Annotated in this window: 15 protein-coding genes; all 15 read left to right on the top strand. The window is 72.9% G+C overall.

Features of this window, described 5'->3' with window-relative positions; translation table 11 throughout:
• Window positions 1–106 precede the first annotated feature (106 nt).
• The 15 genes from CRP39_RS16990 to CRP39_RS17060 all read left to right on the top strand — a co-directional run bounded on the left by CRP39_RS16990 (window position 107) and on the right by CRP39_RS17060 (window position 19,230).
• Complete coding sequence (locus CRP39_RS16990; RefSeq protein ID WP_097207545.1) at window positions 107–1,126, top strand: siderophore ABC transporter substrate-binding protein; 1,020 nt, start codon at window positions 107–109, stop codon at window positions 1,124–1,126.
• 37 nt (window positions 1,127–1,163) lie between these two features.
• Window positions 1,164–2,183, top strand: a complete 1,020-nt coding sequence (locus CRP39_RS16995; protein WP_216359778.1) for an ABC transporter permease — start codon at window positions 1,164–1,166, stop codon at window positions 2,181–2,183.
• Entirely contained in the window at window positions 2,173–3,192 is a 1,020-nt protein-coding gene (locus tag CRP39_RS17000) for an iron chelate uptake ABC transporter family permease subunit (RefSeq protein ID WP_097207546.1), read from the top strand. The genes CRP39_RS16995 and CRP39_RS17000 overlap by 11 nt, the downstream gene beginning before the upstream one ends.
• Window positions 3,189–3,947, top strand: a complete 759-nt coding sequence (locus CRP39_RS17005) for an iron ABC transporter ATP-binding protein (protein ID WP_097207547.1) — start codon at window positions 3,189–3,191, stop codon at window positions 3,945–3,947. The genes CRP39_RS17000 and CRP39_RS17005 overlap by 4 nt, the downstream gene beginning before the upstream one ends.
• Before the next feature lie 89 nt (window positions 3,948–4,036).
• Complete coding sequence (locus CRP39_RS17010; RefSeq protein ID WP_245853927.1) at window positions 4,037–5,851, top strand: N-acetylglutaminylglutamine amidotransferase; 1,815 nt, start codon at window positions 4,037–4,039, stop codon at window positions 5,849–5,851.
• A 38-nt stretch (window positions 5,852–5,889) separates the two neighbouring features.
• Window positions 5,890–7,608, top strand: a complete 1,719-nt coding sequence (gene ngg / locus CRP39_RS17015) for an N-acetylglutaminylglutamine synthetase (RefSeq protein ID WP_245853928.1) — start codon at window positions 5,890–5,892, stop codon at window positions 7,606–7,608.
• Between the two features lie 91 nt (window positions 7,609–7,699).
• Window positions 7,700–8,086 (top strand): fluoride efflux transporter CrcB, encoded by a 387-nt coding sequence (crcB, locus tag CRP39_RS17020; RefSeq protein ID WP_097207549.1) that lies wholly within the window; start codon window positions 7,700–7,702, stop codon window positions 8,084–8,086.
• Window positions 8,083–8,436 (top strand): fluoride efflux transporter FluC, encoded by a 354-nt coding sequence (locus CRP39_RS17025; protein WP_097207550.1) that lies wholly within the window; start codon window positions 8,083–8,085, stop codon window positions 8,434–8,436. Before crcB ends, CRP39_RS17025 begins: the two co-directional genes overlap by 4 nt.
• 48 nt (window positions 8,437–8,484) lie before the next feature.
• Window positions 8,485–9,900 carry an alpha,alpha-trehalose-phosphate synthase (UDP-forming) gene (locus CRP39_RS17030; protein WP_097207551.1) on the top strand — a complete coding sequence of 472 codons (1,416 nt, stop codon included), beginning with the start codon at window positions 8,485–8,487 and terminating at the stop codon, window positions 9,898–9,900.
• Window positions 9,901–9,920: 20 nt separating this feature from the next.
• Window positions 9,921–10,670: a trehalose-phosphatase gene (gene otsB / locus CRP39_RS17035; RefSeq protein ID WP_097207552.1), complete on the top strand. Its 750-nt coding sequence runs from the start codon at window positions 9,921–9,923 to the stop codon at window positions 10,668–10,670.
• A gap of 361 nt (window positions 10,671–11,031) precedes the next feature.
• A complete protein-coding gene (locus CRP39_RS17040) occupies window positions 11,032–12,579 on the top strand; it encodes a methyl-accepting chemotaxis protein (protein ID WP_097207553.1) in 1,548 nt (515 codons plus the stop codon).
• A 220-nt stretch (window positions 12,580–12,799) separates the two neighbouring features.
• A complete protein-coding gene (locus CRP39_RS17045; RefSeq protein WP_097207554.1) occupies window positions 12,800–14,431 on the top strand; it encodes a methyl-accepting chemotaxis protein in 1,632 nt (543 codons plus the stop codon).
• 259 nt (window positions 14,432–14,690) lie between these two features.
• Complete coding sequence (locus CRP39_RS17050) at window positions 14,691–16,304, top strand: methyl-accepting chemotaxis protein (RefSeq protein ID WP_097207555.1); 1,614 nt, start codon at window positions 14,691–14,693, stop codon at window positions 16,302–16,304.
• 138 nt (window positions 16,305–16,442) lie between these two features.
• Window positions 16,443–18,776: a chemotaxis protein CheA gene (locus CRP39_RS17055; protein WP_097207556.1), complete on the top strand. Its 2,334-nt coding sequence runs from the start codon at window positions 16,443–16,445 to the stop codon at window positions 18,774–18,776.
• Window position 18,777: 1 nt separating this feature from the next.
• Entirely contained in the window at window positions 18,778–19,230 is a 453-nt protein-coding gene (locus CRP39_RS17060) for a chemotaxis protein CheW (RefSeq protein WP_097207557.1), read from the top strand.
• The last annotated feature ends 226 nt before the right edge of the window (window positions 19,231–19,456 follow it).

Raw genomic sequence — 19,456 nt, forward strand, 5'->3', positions numbered from 1 at the left:
GTGACCCACGTCTCAACCCGGGGGACCCGGTTGACAGCAGCGACGGGCGGTGTGACAGGTTAGGCCAGCCTCAGTAAGCCAAGCCTTCCCTTCTTCCAGGAGCACGATGCGTACCGCCGCCCGGCCGCTGGCCGCCCTCTCCCTCACCGTGGCCACCACCCTGGCCCTGTCGGCCTGCGGCGAGGGCGAGGACGCCACCGAAGCCGCGGCCGGCACTGCCGGGGCCGAGACCGTCTCCTTCACCTGGGACCGGAACGTCGCCGCGGAGGACCAGGACCCCCGGTTCGAGGAGACCTCGGTCGAGGTCCCGAAGAACCCCGAGGACATCGTCGTCCTCGACATGGCCAGCCTCGACACCATCGGCGCGCTGGGCGGCGAGGTCGCGGGGGCCCCGCTCGACTCGGTGCCGGACTACCTGCAGCAGTACCTCGCCGACGACGCCTTCAACGCGGGCACGCTGTTCGAGGCGGACATCATCGAGATCGAGTCGCAGCAGCCCGACCTCATCATCATCGGCGGCCGCTCGTCGGCGCTGTACGAGGACCTCAGCGAGATCGCACCGACCGTCGACCTCAGCCTGCGGGGCTCGTACACCGAGACCCTCGAGCGCAACGCCACCTTCCTCGGCGAGGTGCTCGGTGCCGAGGACGAGGCGGCCGCGGCGATCGCCGCGATCGAGGCGGGCATCGAGGAGGCGCGGGCCGTCACCGCCGACGCGGGCACGGGCCTGGGCCTCATGGTCTCCGGTGGCGAGCTCAGCGCGATGGCCCCGGCCGCCGAGGGTGACACCGGCCGTGGCGCGCGGGGCGGCCTCATCTACGACGCCTTCGGCGTCCAGCCCGTGGTGGAGGACATCGCCGCCGCCACGCACGGCGAGCCGGTCTCCTTCGAGTACCTGCTCGAGACGAACCCCGACTACCTGTGGGTCGTCGACCGGGACGCCGCCACCGGTGCCGAGGGTGCGCAGGCCGCCGCGGCGGTGCTCGACAACGACATCGTCGAGCAGACCAAGGCCCACCAGGACGACCACGTCGTCTACCTCGACCCCACCGCCTGGTACGTCGTGTTCGGGGGCATCGACACCACCAAGATCATGATCGACGACGTCATGCAGATCGCCGGGTGACCGCGATGGCACCGGCGGAGCGCCTCCCCTCCTCTCCGTGACGGCGCTCGACTCCACCTCGACGAGCGCCCCTGCCCGCGTGCGGCCCCGCCGCGCCTGGGTGGGGGTGCTCGTCGGCATCCTCCTCGTCGTCCTCGCGGGGCTGAGCCTGTTCGTCGGCGTGTCCGACGTGTCCCCGGCCTCGGTCCTCGCGGGGGGCCCCGACAGCTCCGCGGCCTCCCTGCTCGTGGTGAGCCGGATCCCGCGCACGGTCGCGGTCGTCCTCGTCGGCGCCTCCCTGGGCATCGCCGGTCTCATCATGCAGATGCTCGTGCGCAACAAGTTCGTCGAACCGAGCACCACGGGCGTCAGCGAGTTCGCGACGCTCGGCATGCTGGTCGCGATCGTGTTCGCCCCGGGCATGGCCGTCGTCGGGAAGATGGCCGTCGCCGCCGTCTTCGGCCTCGCCGGCACCTGGGTCTTCCTGCGGGTGGTGCGGGTCGTGCCCGTCCGCCAGCTCGTGCTGGTCCCGCTGGTCGGCATCATGCTCGGCGGCGTCGTGGGCGCCGTGACGACCTTCGTCGCCTACCGCCTGGACCTCCTGCAGTCCCTCGGGCAGTGGTCGCAGGGCAGCTTCGCCACGGTCATGCAGGGCCGCTACGAGTTCGTCTGGATCGCCGGCCTCATGGTCGGGGTCGCCTGGCTGGCCGCCGACCGCTTCAGCGTGATCGGCCTCGGCGAGGAGTTCGCCACCAACCTGGGGCTGGACTACCGGCGCGTGGTCGCCGTCGGCATGGTGGTCATCGCGGTGATCACGGCGGCGGTCCTCGTCACGGCGGGGCTGATCCCCTTCCTGGGGCTGGTCGTGCCGAACATCGTCAGCCTGGTCATCGGCGACAACGTGCGCCGCGCGATCCCCTGGGTCGCGGGCCTCGGGGCGGTGTTCGTGCTCGGCTGCGACGTGCTCGCGCGCGTCGTCCGCTTCCCCTACGAGATCCCGCTGTCGGTCATCGTCGGCGTCCTCGGTGCGGCGGTGTTCCTCTGGCTGCTCCTGCGGAGGCGGGGCCGTGCTCACTGACCCCGCCACCACGACGTCAGCTCCCCCGGCCACCCGCCGCACCCGGATCGCCACGCGCTGGGCGCAGCCCGGGGTCCGACTGGCCGCGCTCGGCGCCGCCGTCCTGGTCCTGGCCGCCGTCTACTGCTGCACCGACGTCCCCGGCTCGCTCGCCTTCGCGCTGGAGATCCGCAGCCTCAGCGTGCTCGCGATGCTCGTCGTCGCGGCGGCGGTCGGGGTGTCGACGGTGGTGTTCCACACCATCACGCAGAACCGCATCCTGACCCCCTCGATCATGGGGTTCGACGCCTTCTACGTGCTCGTCTCGACCGTGATCGTGTTCTCCTCCGGGTCCGCGTCGTTCCTGGGCTTCGACCAGCTCACCCTCTGGCTGGTCCAGGTCGTGGTGATGGTCGCCTTCAGCGTGCTGCTGTTCACCTGGCTCTTCGGCGGCAGGCGACGGTCGATCCACCTGATGCTGTTGGTGGGCATCGTGCTGGGCACGTTCTTCCGCAGCTCCACCGAGTGGATGCAGCGGATGCTCGACCCGCTGGACTTCCAGGTGCTCTCCGACGCGATGTTCGCGTCCCTCACCCGGCCCGACGAGACGCTGCTGCTGCTCACCGCCGTCCTCGTCGTCCTGGGGTGCGCCGCGGTCGTGCCGCTGCTGCGCACCCTCGACGTGCTGACGCTGGGTGAGCCGGCGGCCGTGGGCCTGGGGGTCGACCACCGGCGGGTCGTGATGGTCCTGTTCGCGAGCGTCTCGGTGATGGTGGCCGCGTCGACGGCGCTGGTGGGGCCCATCCTGTTCCTCGGCCTCGTCGTCGCCAACCTCGCCTACTCGTACGCGGGGTCCTTCCGCCACGTGTGGACGCTGCCCACCGCCGTCCTCATCGGCGTGATCTGCCTGCTGGGCGGCCAGCTGGTCCTCGAACGGGTGCTCGGCTTCGGCGGCACCCTGTCCACGGTCATCGACTTCGCCGGCGGCCTGTTCTTCCTGTACCTCGTGCTGCGGAAGGGGGCGCGGTGATCGCGCTCGAGAACGTCACCAAGCGCTACGGCGCCCAGACGGTCGTCGACGACGTCTCGGTCCGGTTCGGCGAGGAGGGCGTGACGGCGCTCATCGGCCCGAACGGCGCCGGCAAGTCGACGCTGTTCGGCCTCGTGGGCCGCCTCGTCCGGCCCGACGCCGGCCGGGTCACGGTGGACGGGACGGACGTCGAGCGGACGCCGTCGAACGAGCTGGCCAAGGTCCTCGCGGTGCTGCGCCAGGACAACCACGTCGCGGCGCGCCTGACCGTGCACGACCTCGTGGAGTTCGGTCGCTTCCCGCACTCCCGGGGGCGGCTGACGGTGCACGACCGGGAGCACATCGAGCGCGCGATCACCTACCTCGACCTCGAGGCGTACCGGAACCGGTTCCTCGACGAGCTCTCGGGCGGGCAGCGCCAGCGGGCCTTCATCGCGATGGTGCTCGCGCAGGACACGGAGTACGTCCTGCTCGACGAGCCGCTCAACAACCTGGACCTGCGGCACATGACGGAGATCATGCGGCTGGTCCGGACGATGGCCGACGAGCTCGGCAAGCGGGTGGTCACCGTGCTGCACGACATCAACTTCGCGGCGACCTGGTCCGACCGCATCGTCGCGATGCGCGACGGTCGCGTCGTGGCGGACGCGTCCGCGCGCGAGATCATGCGCCCCGAGGTGCTGGCCGCCGTCTACGACACGACCGTCGACGTCCGGGAGATCGACGGCCGGCCCGTCGCCCTGTACTACGGCTAGGTGCCGCTCGTCTCCGGGCGGTTCCACGTGGAACGAGGGCCGCGTTGCGGCGGTGTGACGTTCCCGCGACCGAGTCGCGCCTCGGAACCATGGCGAGTTGGATCAAGGGCATGTGCGGCCTCTCCGGCGAGATCAGGTTCGACGGCTCCATGGCCGACACCACCGCCGTCGCGCGGATGGTGGACGCGCTCGTCCCCCGCGGCCCGGACGGTCAGGGGTCCTGGAGCAACGGGCGGGTGGCGTTCGGGCACCGTCGGCTGTCGGTCATCGACCTGTCCACCTGCGGCTCCCAGCCGATGATCGACAACGACCTCGGGCTGACCGCGGTCTTCAACGGCTGCATCTACGACTACCAGGAACTCCGCGCCGAGCTCGAGGGCCACGGCTACCGCTTCTTCTCGCACAGCGACACCGAGGTGATCCTCAAGGGCTACCACCACTGGGGCACCGACGTCGTCTCGCACCTGCACGGGATGTTCGCCTTCGTCATCCACGAGCGGGACAGTGGCCGGGTCGTCCTGGCCCGCGACCGGCTGGGCATCAAGCCGCTGTACCTCTCCGAGACCCCCGGCCGGCTGCGGTTCGCCTCCACCCTGCCGGCGCTGCTCCGGGCGAGGGGCCACGCGGGAGACATCGACACCTCGATCGACCCGGTCGCGCTGCACCACTACCTCACCTGGCACGCCGTCGTCCCGGCGCCGCGGACGATCCTCACCGGCGTCCGCAAGCTGCCGCCGGCCACCCTGCGGGTGATCGAGGCCGACGGCACCTCGCGCGAGGAGCGGTACTGGAACGCGACCTACGAGCGGCGCCCCGAGCACGCGTCCTGGTCCGCCCGGGACTGGGAGGACGCGATCGAGGAGGCGTTGCGGGTCGCCGTCCGCCGCCGGCTGGTCGCCGACATCCCGGTGGGCGTGCTGCTGTCGGGCGGGCTGGACTCCAGCCTCATCGTCGGCCTGCTGGCCCAGGAGGGGCAGACCGGCCTGGCCACCTACTCGATCGGTTTCGAGGCCGTGGGCGGGCGCGAGGGCGACGAGTTCCAGTACTCCGACGTGATCGCCGAGCGGTTCGCGACGGACCACCACCGGATCCGGGTGGCCTCCGACGAACTCGCCGCGGCGCTGGGGCACGCGATCGGGGCGATGGCCGAGCCGATGGTCAGCCACGACGTCGTCGCCTTCGACCTGCTGTCGGAGCGGGTCAGCCAGTCCATCCGGGTGGTGCAGTCCGGCCAGGGCGCCGACGAGGTCTTCGCCGGCTACCACTGGTACCCGCCGCTGGCCGACGTCGGCCGGGAGGAGGCCGTCGAGCGCTACGCCGCGGCCTTCTTCGACCGCGACCACGCCCAGATGCGGTCGGTCGTCTCCAACCGCTACGCCCTGACCGACGACCCGAGCCTGGCCTTCGTCCGGGAGCACATGTCCATGCCGGGGGCCGAGACGGCGGTGGACGCCGCCCTGCGGCTGGACAGCCAGGTCATGCTCGTCGACGACCCGGTCAAGCGGGTGGACAACATGTCCATGGCGTGGGGCCTGGAGGCCCGCGTGCCCTTCCTCGACCACGACCTCGTCGAGCTGGCCGCGATGTGCCCGCCGGAGCTCAAGCTCGCCGACGGCGGCAAGGGGGTGCTCAAGGCGATCGGCCGGCGGATCATCCCGCCGGAGGTCATCGACCGGCCCAAGGGCTACTTCCCGGTGCCGGCGATCACCCACCTCGAGGGCAAGGTGCTCGGCCTGGTGCGCGACGCGCTGTCCAGCGAGGCCGCCCGCGAGCGCGGGCTGTTCCGCCCCGAGTACGTCCGCGAGCTCCTCGCCGACCCCAACGGTGAACTGACCCCGCTGCGCGGCAACAAGCTGTGGCAACTCGGCCTGCTGGAGCTGTGGCTGCAGACGCACGGGGTCTGACGGTGCCCCGGCTCGCCGGGCACCGTCGCCGTACGGCGGTGCCCGAGACCCCGTCCTTCACGAACCGCTCGTGGCAGCAGCCCTCGGAGCACCAGCGCCAGGGCATGGAGTCCGACGTCGTCCTCGACCTGGGCTGGGGCCGGCTGGTGTTCGGCCAGACCTTCGACGACCTGCGCGGGATCGTCGACGCGCTGCGCGCCGAGGAGAGCGACCGCCGCGACATCTGCATCTACCCGCGGGACGCGCACGTGCTCGTCGGCCTGGCACCCGACGAGCTGTTCATCGACCCCAGCTACACCTACCGGCTGGACCTGTACCGCTACCGGCCCCGGCACGAGCTGATCCGGGGGGTCTTCGTGCGCACGGTCACCTCGCTGGCCGACATGGAGGAGATCAACGGCATCTACGCCCGCAACGGGATGGTGACCGGGGACGCCGCGACCATGTGGGCCAACCACCGCACCCGCACGTTCACCTACCTGGTGGCCGAGGACCGCCGCACCGGGCGCATCGTCGGCACCGTCACCGGCGTCGACCACGTGCTGGCCTTCGGGGACCCCGAGAACGGCACCAGCCTGTGGTGCCTCGCGGTGCACGCCCAGGACGCCCCGCCCGGCACCGGGGAGGCGCTGGCGCGGGTGCTCGCCGAGCGCTACGTCGGCCGCGGCCGCGCCTACCTGGACCTGTCGGTCTTGCACGACAACAGCGGAGCCATCGCGCTGTACCGCAAGCTCGGGTTCCAGCGCACCCCCGCGGTGTGCGTCAAGCGCAAGAACCCGATCAACTCCCCGCTGTTCGCCTCCCGCCCCCCGGGCCTGGAGGACCTCAACCCCTACGCCCGGATCATCGCCGAGGAGGCCCTCAGGCGCGGCATCCGCGTGGAGGTCACCGACGCCGAGTGGGGGGAGATCCGGCTGTCCCTCGCCGGCCGCACGGTGCTCACCCGTGAGTCGCTGTCGGAGTTCACCAGCGCGGTCGCGATGAGCCGGTGTGACGACAAGCGGGTCACCCGCCGGATCATGGAGCGCGCCGGGGTCCGCGTGCCCGCGGGTGCGCTGGTCACCGAGGGCCGGCTCGACGACGGGCTGGCTCTGCTCCGGGAGCGCGGCGAGGTGGTGGTGAAGCCGGCCCGCGGCGAGCAGGGGCGGGGTATCACCGTGGGCGTGAGGTCCCCGGAGGCGCTGGAGCGGGCGGTCGACCTGGCGCTGCACTTCTGCCCCGAGGTGCTCGTCGAGGAGCTGGTCGCCGGTGACGACCTGCGGGTGGTGGTCATCGACCACGAGGTGGTGGCCGCCGCGGTGCGCCGTCCGGCCGAGGTGGTCGGCGACGGCCGCAACCCGGTCACCGAGCTGGTGCGCGCCACCAGCCGGCGCCGGGAGCGGGCCACCGGCGGGGAGTCGACGATCCCGGTGGACGACACCACCACGGAGGTGGTCGCCGAGGCCGGGTACGGGATGGACGACGTCCCGCCGGCGGGTGAGCGCATCCGGGTCCGGCGGACGGCGAACCTGCACACCGGCGGGACCATCGAGGACGTCACCGACCGGCTGCACCCGGCGATCGCGCAGGCCGCCGTCCGGGCCAGCCGGGCCATCGGCATCCCGGTGACCGGGCTGGACTTCCTGGTGCCCGACGTGGTGGGCGAGGAGCACGTGTTCATCGAGGCCAACGAGCGGCCCGGGCTGGCCAACCACGAGCCGCAGCCCACGGCGGAGCGCTTCGTCGACCTGCTGTTCCCCGAGACCCGCCGCCGCTGAGGAAGGACCCGGTCCTGCCCACCCTTCGCGCGCTCGGGGCGGGACCGGGACGGGGCCTGGTGAGAGGCAGTTCGTGGGTGAGGATGTGCGCGTGGCCTACCTGCTCGCGGCGGTCGGCGGCGTGCTGGGCGCGCTCGCCCGCTGGGGCGTGGGGACGGCGCTGCCGCACTCCCCCGCCGAGTGGCCCTGGGCCACGCTGCTGGTGAACCTCAGTGGCTGCCTGGCGATGGGGGTCCTGCTGGCCCTCCTCGCCGCCCACTCCCCCGAGCCCGCGTGGGTCCGCCCGTTCCTCGCCGTCGGTGTGCTCGGCGGCTACACCACCTACTCGGCGTTCGCCGTCGAGGCCGTCGGGCTCGGGGACGCCGGGCGGCTGGGCGCGGCCGCCGGCTACGTCGCCGCCTCCGTCGTCGGCAGCGTCCTGGCGGTGGCCGCCGGCGCCCGGCTGGTGCGGGCGGCCCGGGACCGCCCGGGCTCGTGACGCCGCTGCTGGTGGCCGCCGGTGCGCTGGTGGGGGCGCCGCTGCGGCTGCTCACGATCCGCCTGGCGGTCCGCGCCGGGTGGGATCCCGCCGTCGGGACCCTGGCGGTCAACGTCGCCGGCAGCGCCGTCCTCGGGGTCCTGCTCGGCCTGACCGCGGTCCCGGCCGCGGTGCTCGCCCTGGTGGGCACGGGGTTCTGCGGGGCGCTGACCACCTTCTCGACGTTCGGTGCCGACGTGCTGCGCCTGGTCGAGGCGCGGGCGCTGCGCCGGGCTCTGGCGCACGCGGCCGCGACCGTGGTGCTGGGCATCGGTGCGGCCGCGCTGGGCTACGTCCTGGCCGCGTGGTGAGGGCTCGCGGTGCCCCGGGGGCGCGGCATCAGTAGGGTCGAGGACGGCATGGGTGGAGCATCCGGAGGAGACGAGCGGGCGGACAGCCCCGTCGTCGTGGTGGCCAACCGGCTGCCCGTCGACCAGGTGACCGACCCGGACGGCACGACACGCTGGCAGCGCAGCCCCGGGGGGCTGGTGACGGCCCTGGAGCCGTTCGTGGCCGGCCGCGGAGGGGCGTGGGTCGGCTGGTCCGGCTCGGCCGGGGAGGCGCCGGAGCCCTTCGAGTCCGGCGGGATGCAGCTGATCCCGGTGTCGCTGTCGGAGGAGGAGGTCGACCGCTACTACGAGGGCATGTCCAACGCCTCGTTGTGGCCGCTGTACCACGACGTCGTCGAGAAGCCCGAGTACCACCGGACCTGGTGGGACGCCTACGTCCAGGTCAACAAGCGCTTCGCCGACCGTGCGGCCGAGGTCGCCGCCGAGGGCGCGATCGTGTGGGTGCACGACTACCAGCTGCAGCTGGTGCCGGCGATGCTGCGCCAGCGCCGTCCCGATCTGACCATCGGGTTCTTCCTGCACATCCCGTTCCCGCCCTACGAGCTGTTCACCCAGCTGCCCTGGCGCTCGGCGGTCGTGGAGGGCCTGCTCGGCGCGGACCTGGTGGGCTTCCAGCGGCCCAGCGCGGCGGCGAACTTCGTCCAGCTCGCCCGGCGGCTGCACGAGCTGCCGGCCCGTGGCACGACCATCGAGTACGACGGCCGGACGGTCACCGCCCGCGCCTTCCCCATCTCCATCGACGTCGCTGCGTTCGACGAGCTGGCGAGCTCCCCGGACGTGGTCAAGCGGGCGGCGGAGATCCGCGCCGAGCTGGGCAACCCCGAGCGGATCATCCTCGGCGTCGACCGGCTGGACTACACCAAGGGCATCGCCGTCCGGCTCAACGCCTTCCAGGAACTGCTCGAGGACGGCGTCCTGGAGGCCCCGGGGACGGTGCTGGTCCAGGTGGCCACCCCCAGCCGCGAGCGGGTCGAGCACTACGTGCACATGCGCGAGACCATCGAGCAGCAGGTCGGGCACATCAACGGCATCTTCGGCACGCTCGGCGGCCCGGCCGTGCACTACATCAACCAGTCGGTGCCCCGCGAGGAGCTGGCCGCCCTCTACCGAGCCGCCGACGTCATGCTCGTGACGCCGTACCGCGACGGGATGAACCTGGTCGCCAAGGAGTACGTCGCGGCGCGCAGCGACCTCGGCGGCGCGCTGGTGCTGTCGGAGTTCGCCGGCGCCGCGGCCGAGCTGAAGCAGGCCTTCCTGGTGAACCCGCACGACATCGCCGGCGTCAAGAACCAGCTGGTGCGGGCGCTGCGGGCCGAGCCGGCCGAGCTGGCCAAGCGGATGCGCGGGATGCGCCGGCACCTGGCGAGAAACGACCTCGAGCACTGGGCGACGTCCTTCTTCGACGCCCTGCGCGCCCAGCAGTGACCGGTCCGGGGAGGTCCCCGATGAGCAGCGCGGCCGAGCTCCCCGCCGAGCTGGTCGCCGCGCTCCGGGAGCTCGCCGGACGACGGCCGGTGCTGGTGGCCAGCGACTACGACGGCGTCCTGGCACCCCTCGTGGGAGACCCGTCGGCGGCGGTCCCTTCCCCCGGTGTCGCCGAGGCCCTGGCCCGGCTGGCCGCTCGCCCCGGCGTCGTCGTCGCCCTGGTGAGCGGTCGCGGGGTGGCCGACCTCCGGACGGTCAGCGGGCTGTCGGGCCCCTACCGGTGGGTGGGCAGCCACGGGGCGGAGTTCGACGGGCCGCTCACCGGGGAGCTCGCCGCCCGCCGGGACGCCCTCTCGGAGCAGCTGGCCCCGCTCGTGGCCGCGGTGCCCGGTGCGCTGCTGGAGGTCAAGCCGGCCAGTGTGGCGGTGCACGTGCGGCAGGTGACCGACCGGGCCGCGGCTGACGAGCTCCTCGCCACTGCCGACCGCGTGGCCGATCCGTCACTGACGAAGAAGCCCGGCAAGGAGGTGCTGGAGCTCGCCGTCACCGACGCCGACAAGGGCCGGGCGATGCTCCGGCTGCGCGACGAGCTGGGCGCCGCGGCGGCGGTGTACCTCGGGGACGACCGCACCGACGAGGACGCCTTCCGTGCGCTCCCTCCGGACGACGTGACCGTCAAGGTCGGCGAGGGAGAGACCGCGGCCCGGTTCCGGGTCGCCGACCCCGCCGTCGTCCCGCTGCTCGAGGAGCTCGCCGCGCTGCTCGCCTGACGCCCGGCGTGCCCCGGGCGGGCGAGCGGTCACCGGCACCGGTCGCGGAGCCGTCCCGACGACCGGTGTCGACTCCGCCGGCATCGGCCCACGAAACGGTCGTACGGCAACGGTCGAAATGGTGTTCGACCGTTCCGGTGGTGTCGACAAAGCGCGCACCGGTGGACGGTCGCCGCAGCTCCCGAGAACGATTCCGCATCCGCCCGGGAATGTGCACCGAAATCGTCTGGAACGGTTCCACACTGTGGTGGGGCGCACATCCCGCGCCGCCGGTCACCGCCGTTCCTGGAGAGGCTCTCCCGTGTACTCCCCCACTCCCCCTGGCCGTTCCTCCGGTTGGTTCGCCGACCGGCCCCTCGGCATGCGGATCGGCGCAGTCGTCGCGCTGCTGGCCGTCGTGGTGCTCGCGACCAACGTCCTCGCCGTCGTCCGGATCTCGGAGATGCGCACGCACCAGGAGACGATCTACGCCGAGAACCTGGCGCCGCTGAACGCCCTGTCGGCCGTGCAGCGCGCGACCGCTGCGCACCGGGCCCGCGTGCTGGAGTACGCCGTCTCCGACCCGGCCCGCCGACAGGAGCTGCGCGGGGAGATGGACGAGAAGCAGGCCGACGTCGACGCGGCCCTCGCCGAGTACGAGCCGTTCGTCATCGACGGGGCGGCGATGGACGCCTACCTCGACGCCCGCCGGCAGTTCCTCGGCACGAACGAGACCCAGCTGTTCCCCGCCGCCGACCGCGGCGACCTCGCGACGTACGCGCAGGTCTACCGCGACGTCTCCAGCCCGCTGCTCACCCGGATCGCCGACGGGCTCGAGGAGGAGGGCGTGGCCCAGTCCGCGCAGGCCGCGGCCCGGAACGCGGCCGCCGCCGAGCGGGCCGACTCCGCGATCACGACCCTGCTGGCCAGCGCCCTGGTCGCCACCGCGCTCGCCACCGGGCTCACCGTGGTCGTCGTCCGCCGGATCACCCGCACCGTGCGGGCGGTGCAGGGGGTGGCCGAGGCGATGGCCGCCGGCGACCTGCGGCGCAGCACCGGCGTCCACTCCGCTGACGAGCTGGGCCGGATGGCCGCGGCCCTGGACGCGGCGCAGGAGAACCTGCGGGCGGTGATGGCGGCGGTGGTGGCCTCGGCGGACGCGGTGGCGGCGTCGTCGGAGGAGCTGTCGGCGTCCTCGGCGCAGATCGCCGCGTCGGCGGAGGAGACCTCCGCGCAGTCCGGCGTGGTAGCCGGCGCGGCGGAGGAGGTCTCCCGGAGCGTGGAGACGGTGGCGGCGGGGGCGGAGCAGATGGGGGCGTCCATCCGGGAGATCGCTTCCAATGCCGCCGAGGCCAGCGAGGTCGCCTCGCGGGCGGTGAGCGCGGCGGCCGCGACGACGGCGACGGTGGCCCGGCTCGGGGACTCCTCGGCCGAGATCGGCAACGTCGTCAAGGTCATCACCAGCATCGCCGAGCAGACCAACCTGCTGGCGCTGAACGCCACCATCGAGGCCGCGCGCGCCGGCGAGGCGGGCAAGGGCTTCGCGGTGGTCGCCAACGAGGTCAAGGAGCTGGCCCAGGAGACGGCGAAGGCGACGGAGGACATCGCGCGGCGGGTGCAGGCCATCCAGGGCGACACGACCGCCGCGGTGACCGCGATCGACGAGATCAGCACGATCGTGGCGCAGATCTCCGACCGGCAGACCACCATCGCCTCCGCGGTGGAGGAGCAGACGGCGACCACCAGCGAGATGTCGCGGTCGGTGGCCGAGGCCGCCGGCGGCTCCGGGCAGATCGCGGAGAACATCGTGAGCGTCTCCACCGCCGCGGACTCCACCACCCAGGCGCTGACCCAGACCCGCACCGCGGTGGGCGAGCTGTCCCGGATGGCCGCCGACCTGCGCGCCGGGGTCGCCCGCTTCACCTACTGACCCACCCACGACGGAGCGCCCGACCGGGGAACCGGTCGGGCGCTCCGACGCGTTCGCGCGCCATTCTGGGAGAAGTCGACAAGACGCTGCATGGAATGCGCTGACCGATCTTTGTCCGCCGATCCAGGACACGCTGGTGTCTTAGCGTTGAGAGACCTGGCCGGGATGCCGACGATGCCGGTGAGAACACCCCATCACCCGGATCGAGGACATCGAGAAAATGGCTGTCTCGTCTGCCGGAGCCCCGGCTCGGCACTGGTATCGCGACCGTGGCATCGCCACGCGGATCTTCGCCCTCTGTTCCGCCCTCGTCCTGGGGATGGCGGCGGCGACGGTCTCCGGCGTCGTGGGCACGAGCCGGATCAGCGACCTCAACGCCGAGGCGACGGCGGCCGTGGGGGTCCAGCGCACGGTCGAGGCCGCCCGCTACGACCTGCTCTGGGCCGCCAACTGGCAGAACATCACCGCCTGGAAGGCCCGGGTCGACGGTGGCCCCGTGGCCGCCGACCCGAACGGCGACAACATCGCCGCCTACCGGGACGGCGCGAGCGGCTTCGAGGAGCTGTTCGCCCTCGACCGGTCGCTGCTCGACCAGCAGGGCCGGGACAGCCTCGACGCGATCGAGCAGAACTGGTCGGCGATGAGCGACTACAACGACCAGATCTTCGCGCTGTGGGCGCAGGGCCGGCTCGACGAGGGCGACGCCCTGTCCACCGGCGACAAGTGGGACGTCTTCTACGTGCTCGACCAGGCGATGACCGAGCTGGTCGACTCCGTGGACGCCCGCGTCGCCCGGACGGCCGAGGACGCCGCCGCGGCCGAGACCGAGACCGTCGTCGTCTCCGTCCTGGTGGCCGTGCTGGCCTTCCTGCTCGGCGGCGGGCTCGCCCTCGTCGTCTCGCGGGGTGTCGTCCGCGGCGTCCGGGACGTCAAGGCCGGCCTGGAGCGGCTGGCCGCCCGGGACCTCACCGTCTCCCTGCCGGTGCGCGGGAACGACGAGCTGGGGCAGATGGCCGCCGCCCTCAACACGGCCGCGGAGGCGATGGCCACGACGGTCGGCGAGATCGTCGCGTCCGCCGGCGCGGTGGCCGCGGCCTCGGAGGAGCTGTCGGCGTCCTCGGCGCAGATCGCGGCGTCGGCGGAGGAGACCAGCGCGCAGTCCGGCGTCGTGGCCTCGGCCGCCGAGGAGGTCACCCGGGGCGTGGAGACGGTGGCCGCGGGTGCGGAGCAGATGGGGGCGTCGATCCGGGAGATCGCCCAGAACGCGAACGAGGCGGCGCGCGTGGCGGCCGCGGCGGTGGCCGAGGCGGAGTCGACGACGGCGACCATCACCAGGCTCGGGGACTCCTCGAGGGAGATCGGTGACGTGGTGAAGGTGATCACCTCGATCGCCGAGCAGACCAACCTGCTGGCGTTGAACGCCACCATCGAGGCGGCGCGGGCCGGTGAGGCCGGCAAGGGCTTCGCGGTCGTGGCCAACGAGGTCAAGGAGCTCGCCCAGGAGACGGCCAAGGCCACCGAGGACATCGCCCGCCGGGTCGAGGCCATCCAGGGCGACACGACCGGCGCGGTGACCGCGATCGGCCGCATCAGCGAGGTCATCGGCCGGATCAACGACTTCCAGCTCACCATCGCCAGCGCGGTGGAGGAGCAGACCGCCACGACCAGTGAGATGTCCCGGTCGGTGGCCGAGGCCGCGAGCGGTTCGGGGGAGATCGCCGCCAACATCACGGGTGTCTCCGGCGCGGCCGACGCGACCACCCAGGCGCTGACCCAGACCCGCACCGCCGTCGACGAGCTGTCCCGCATGGCGGTCGACCTGCGCGCCGGGGTCGCCCGGTTCACCTACTGACAACACCGCGAGAGGGGCGCCCGGCCGATGCGGCCGGGCGCCCCTCTCGCCATTCCAGGAATGGTGGCGCTGTCGACATGGTGACCGCGGCGATGCGGTCACCGACATTTCTGGAACGCGCTCCGCGACACGTCCGCGAATGTGCGACGGCCGCGTCCGGCGGCGTTCACCATTCCTCCACGCACCGACGACAGCGACGTCAGACGGTCCGGTGCGCCCCACCACCATTCCTGAACTGCCTTATGCGAGGAGCACCACCATGACCACTGCTGCCGTCCCTGCACGTCGCGGACGTTCGGGCGGGTGGTTCGCCGACCGCCCGGTCGGGATGAAGATCGGTGCGGCCGTCGCGGTGCTCGCGATCGTGGCGCTGACCATGACCGTCCTCGCGGTGTCCCGGATCACCGCGCTGGACGACGCCTCCGGGCGCATCAACGAGAACGTGGTCACCCTCGCCGACCTGTCCAACATCCAGCGCTCCTGGCAGGGCGACCGCTCCCGCTACAACGCCTACGCCCTGACGGACGCGCAGGGCCGGGTGGCCATGCGGGCCGACCTCGCCGAGCGCCGGGAGACCATCGAGGAGCAGCTGGACGAGTACGCGGAGGTGACGGTCAACCGCGAGGCCTTCGAGGTCTTCCGCGGGCACGTGGACGACTACTACGGGGTCGCCGACGGGCAGCTGCTCCCCGCGGCCGACCGGGGCGACCTGGCCACCGCCGGCCAGCTCATCACCGGCCCGCTGCAGGCCTCCTCGGACCTGATCATGGACGAGTACCAGGCCATGCAGGACCGCCGCGTCGCGGCCGGGCAGGCCGACACCGACGACGCCGGGGCGATCGCGTCGTCCGCCGTCCTCACCCTGTGGCTGGCGCTCGCGGCGGGCATCGCCGTCTCCGGTGGACTCACCGTCTACGTCATCCGCCGGATCGTCGGTACGGTGCGGTCGGTGCAGGCCTCGGTGGAGGCGCTGGCCCGCGGGGACCTGACGGTGGCCCCCGAGGTGACCGGCCGCGACGAGCTGGGCCGCATGGCCGACGCGCTGGGCACCGCGCAGGAGAACCTGCGGGACGTGCTGTCGTCGGTGGCGGCCTCGGCGGACGCGGTGGCAGCCTCGTCGGAGGAGCTGTCGGCGTCGTCGGCGCAGATCTCGGCGTCGGCGGAGGAGACCTCGGCCCAGTCCGGCGTGGTCGCCGGCGCCGCCGAGGAGGTCTCCCGCAACGTGCAGACCGTCGCCGCGGGAGCCGAGCAGATGGGGGCGTCGATCCGGGAGATCGCGACCAACGCCGCCGAGGCCTCCGACGTCGCCACCCGCGCCGTCACCGCCGCCGCGACCACGACCGCCACCGTCGCCAAGCTGGGTGACTCCTCGGCCGAGATCGGCAACGTCGTCAAGGTCATCACCAGCATCGCCGAGCAGACCAACCTGCTGGCGCTGAACGCCACCATCGAGGCCGCGCGCGCCGGTGAGGCCGGCAAGGGCTTCGCGGTCGTGGCCAACGAGGTCAAGGAGCTCGCCCAGGAGACGGCCAAGGCCACCGAGGACATCGCCCGCCGGGTCGAGGCCATCCAGCACGACACGACCGCGGCGGTGACCGCGATCGACGAGATCTCGCAGATCGTGGCGCAGATCTCCGACCGGCAGACCACCATCGCCAGCGCGGTGGAGGAGCAGACCGCCACCACCGGCGAGATGTCCCGCTCGGTGCAGGAGGCCGCACAGGGCACCGGCCAGATCGCCGAGAACATCACCGGCGTCTCCGGCGCCGCCGATGCGACCACCCAGGCGTTGTCCCAGACCCGCAGCGCCGTCGACGAGCTGTCCCGCATGGCCGCCGAACTGCGGAACGGGGTCTCGCGCTTCACCTACTGACGGGGGTGGGGGCACCGGCCCCACGTGCCCGTCCCGTCCCGCGGGTCAGGCCCAGCTGTTGGGCTTGACCCGCGGGCACCCCCCGCCGATGACCTCCCCGAAGCGTGTGCAGCGCCGGGGTCGAGAGAGAAGAGCAACGTGGACGGTCTGGACGACATCGTCGAGGAGTTCCTGGTCGAGAGCCACGAGAACCTCGACCAGCTGGACACCGACCTGGTCGCCCTGGAGCAGGAGCCCGACTCGCGGGAGCGGCTGTCGAGCATCTTCCGCACGATCCACACGATCAAGGGCACCAGCGGCTTCCTGGCCTTCCACCGCCTGGAGGAGGTCACCCACGTCGGGGAGAACATGCTCTCCCGGCTGCGGGACGGCGCCCTCGCGCTGACCCCCACCCGGACCAGCGTGCTGCTCCAGATGGTCGACACGGTGCGCTCGCTGCTGGCCTCCATCGAGGCCACCGGCGGCGAGGGCTCGGTCGACGTCTCCGCCGTCGTGGCGGCGATCAGCGCGGCGATGGAGGACGCTCCGGTCCCCGCGGCCCCGGTTCCCGCCGAGCAGCCGGCTGCGGAGGAGCCCGCGCTCGAGGAGGCGCCGGTCGCCGCCGCTCCCGAGGCCGCCCAGTCCCTCGTCCCCGCTCCGGCCCCCGCCGTGGAGGTGCCCTCGCCCGTGTCCGAGACCCGCGTCCCCGCGTCCCGGCGTGAGCCGGTGCTCGAGGCGCCCGAGCACGCCGAGGCCGACACCCCGGCCGCCGACGCCGCCGGCGGCCAGGCCCGCCGGGCCGTCGCCGACAGCACGATCCGGGTGGACGTCGACCTGCTCGACGAGCTGATGCTGCTGGTCGGCGAGCTGGTGCTGACCCGCAACCAGATCGTCCAGTACGTCGGCCGCTCCAACGACACCGACCTGGTGCGCGCCTCGCAGCGGCTGAACCTGATCGCCAGCGAGCTGCAGGAGGGCGTCATGAAGACGCGCATGCAGCCGATCGACCACATCTGGTCCAAGCTGCCGCGCGTCGTCCGCGACCTGGGCCTGCAGTGCGGCAAGAGCGTCCGCCTGGAGATGGAGGGCCGCGACACCGAGCTGGACAAGACGCTGCTCGAGGCGGTCAAGGACCCGCTGACCCACCTGGTCCGCAACTCCGTCGACCACGGCATCGAGGCCCCCGAGGACCGCCGCGCGGCCGGCAAGCCCACCGAGGGCGTGCTGACCCTGCGCGCCAAGCACGAGAGCGGCCAGGTCGTGGTCGAGGTCGCCGACGACGGTGCCGGCATCGACCCGGCCAAGGTGGGCGCCAAGGCCGTCGAGCGCGGCCTCATCACCGCCGACGCCCTCGCGCGGACCAGCCCGGCCGACGTCCTGCAGATGATCTTCCTGCCGGGCTTCTCCACCGCCGCCGCCGTCACCAACGTCTCCGGCCGCGGTGTCGGCATGGACGTCGTCAAGACCAACATCGAGTCCATCGGCGGCACCATCGAGGTCGAGTCGGTGCCCGGTGAGGGCACCGTCTGCCGGCTGCGGATCCCGCTGACGCTGGCGATCGTCCCCGCGCTGACCGTCGAGTGCGCCGGCGACCGCTACGCGATCCCGCAGATCAGCCTCCAGGAGCTCGTGTCGCTGGACGCGGAGAAGGCGGCCACCGCGGTCGAGGAGGTCGGTGGCGCGCCGGTCTACCGCCTGCGCGGCGAGCTGCTGCCCCTGGTCCGGCTCACCGACGTCCTCGGGCTGACCTCCGACCGGCACGACGGCCACGTCGTCATCGCCGTCCTCCGCTCCGAGGGACGCCGCTTCGGCCTCGTCGTCGACCGGGTGATCAACACCGAGGAGATCGTCGTCAAGGCCGTCGGCGGCCAGCTCAAGGCGATCGGTCTGTACTCCGGGGCCACCGTCCTCGGCGACGGCACCGTGGCGCTGATCCTCGATGTCCAGGCCCTCGCCCGCCGGGCGCTGCGCGCCGAGACCAACGAGCGCCAGGAGTCCCGCCTGGCGGCCCTGAGCGCCGCGGCCACCGACACCGAGCGGCAGCGGATGCTGCTGGCCGCCATCGGCGGCGGCCGCCGGGTCGCCATCCCGCTCGACACGGTGACCCGCCTGGAGCAGGTGCGCACCGAGTCGGTGGAGCGGGTCGGCAACCGCGAGGTCGTGCAGTACCGCGGCGCGATCCTGCCGATCGTCCGGCTGGACCGGCACCTGGGCGCCTACGGCGAGAGCGACCACGAGGTGCTCGAGGTCATCGTCTACAGCGACCACGGGCGCAGCGTCGCCATCGTGGTCGAGGAGATCCTCGACATCGTCGACGGCGAGGCGGCCGTCCGCAGCGACATCGACGACATGGGCCTGCTCGGGTCGGCGGTGCTCGGCGACAAGGTGACCGAGCTGCTCGACGTCCGCGCGGCGATCCTGGCCGCCGACCCCGCCTTCTACTCCGCTCCCGTGACGCCGGCCGGCGTCCCGGCGTCCCTCCTGGAGGCCTGAGATGACTGCCGTGACCGAACCGCAGGCGCCGGCCGTCGGCGGCCAGCTGGCCACCTTCTGGCTGGACGGCGACCTCTACGGCGTCGAGGTGGCGCACGTGCAGGAGGTGCTGCGCAGCCAGGGGCTGACCCGGGTGCCGCTCGCGCCCGCCGCCGTGGCCGGCCTGATCAACCTGCGCGGGCAGGTGGTGACCGCGATCGAGCTGCGGGAGCGGCTGGGCCGCCCGCCGCGCCCCGAGGGCATCGACGCGGTGGTGATCGTCGTCCGGCTGCACGGGGAGGCGGTCAGCCTGCTCGTCGACGCGATCGCCGACGTCGTCGACGTCGACCCGGCCGACTTCGAGGCGCCGCCGGACACCCTGGACGGCTCGGCCCGCGAGCTGATCCGTGGGGCGTTCAAGCTCGACGGGCAGCTGCTGCTGGCCCTCGACGTCCAGAAGGCCGTCAGCGCCTAGCCGTCGCCGGTTTCACGGGAACCGCTATCGGACCCGGGCGCGGCCGGACTTCCCCGACGGCCGACGCCCCGCCTCCCCGACCCCGGTCGGGCGGTCCCTCGCTCCGGAGGGCCGCCCGGCCGGGGTCGCGGCGTTCCCGGGTGACGAGGCGGCCGCGAACGCGGCCGCGGTCGAGTCGCTCGGCGCCGGCGACGCGAGCGTCCTCGCGAGCGAGGTGGAGGACGCC

It is taken from the genome of Geodermatophilus sabuli, assembly GCF_900215145.1.
GTDB lineage: Bacteria > Actinomycetota > Actinomycetes > Mycobacteriales > Geodermatophilaceae > Geodermatophilus > Geodermatophilus sabuli.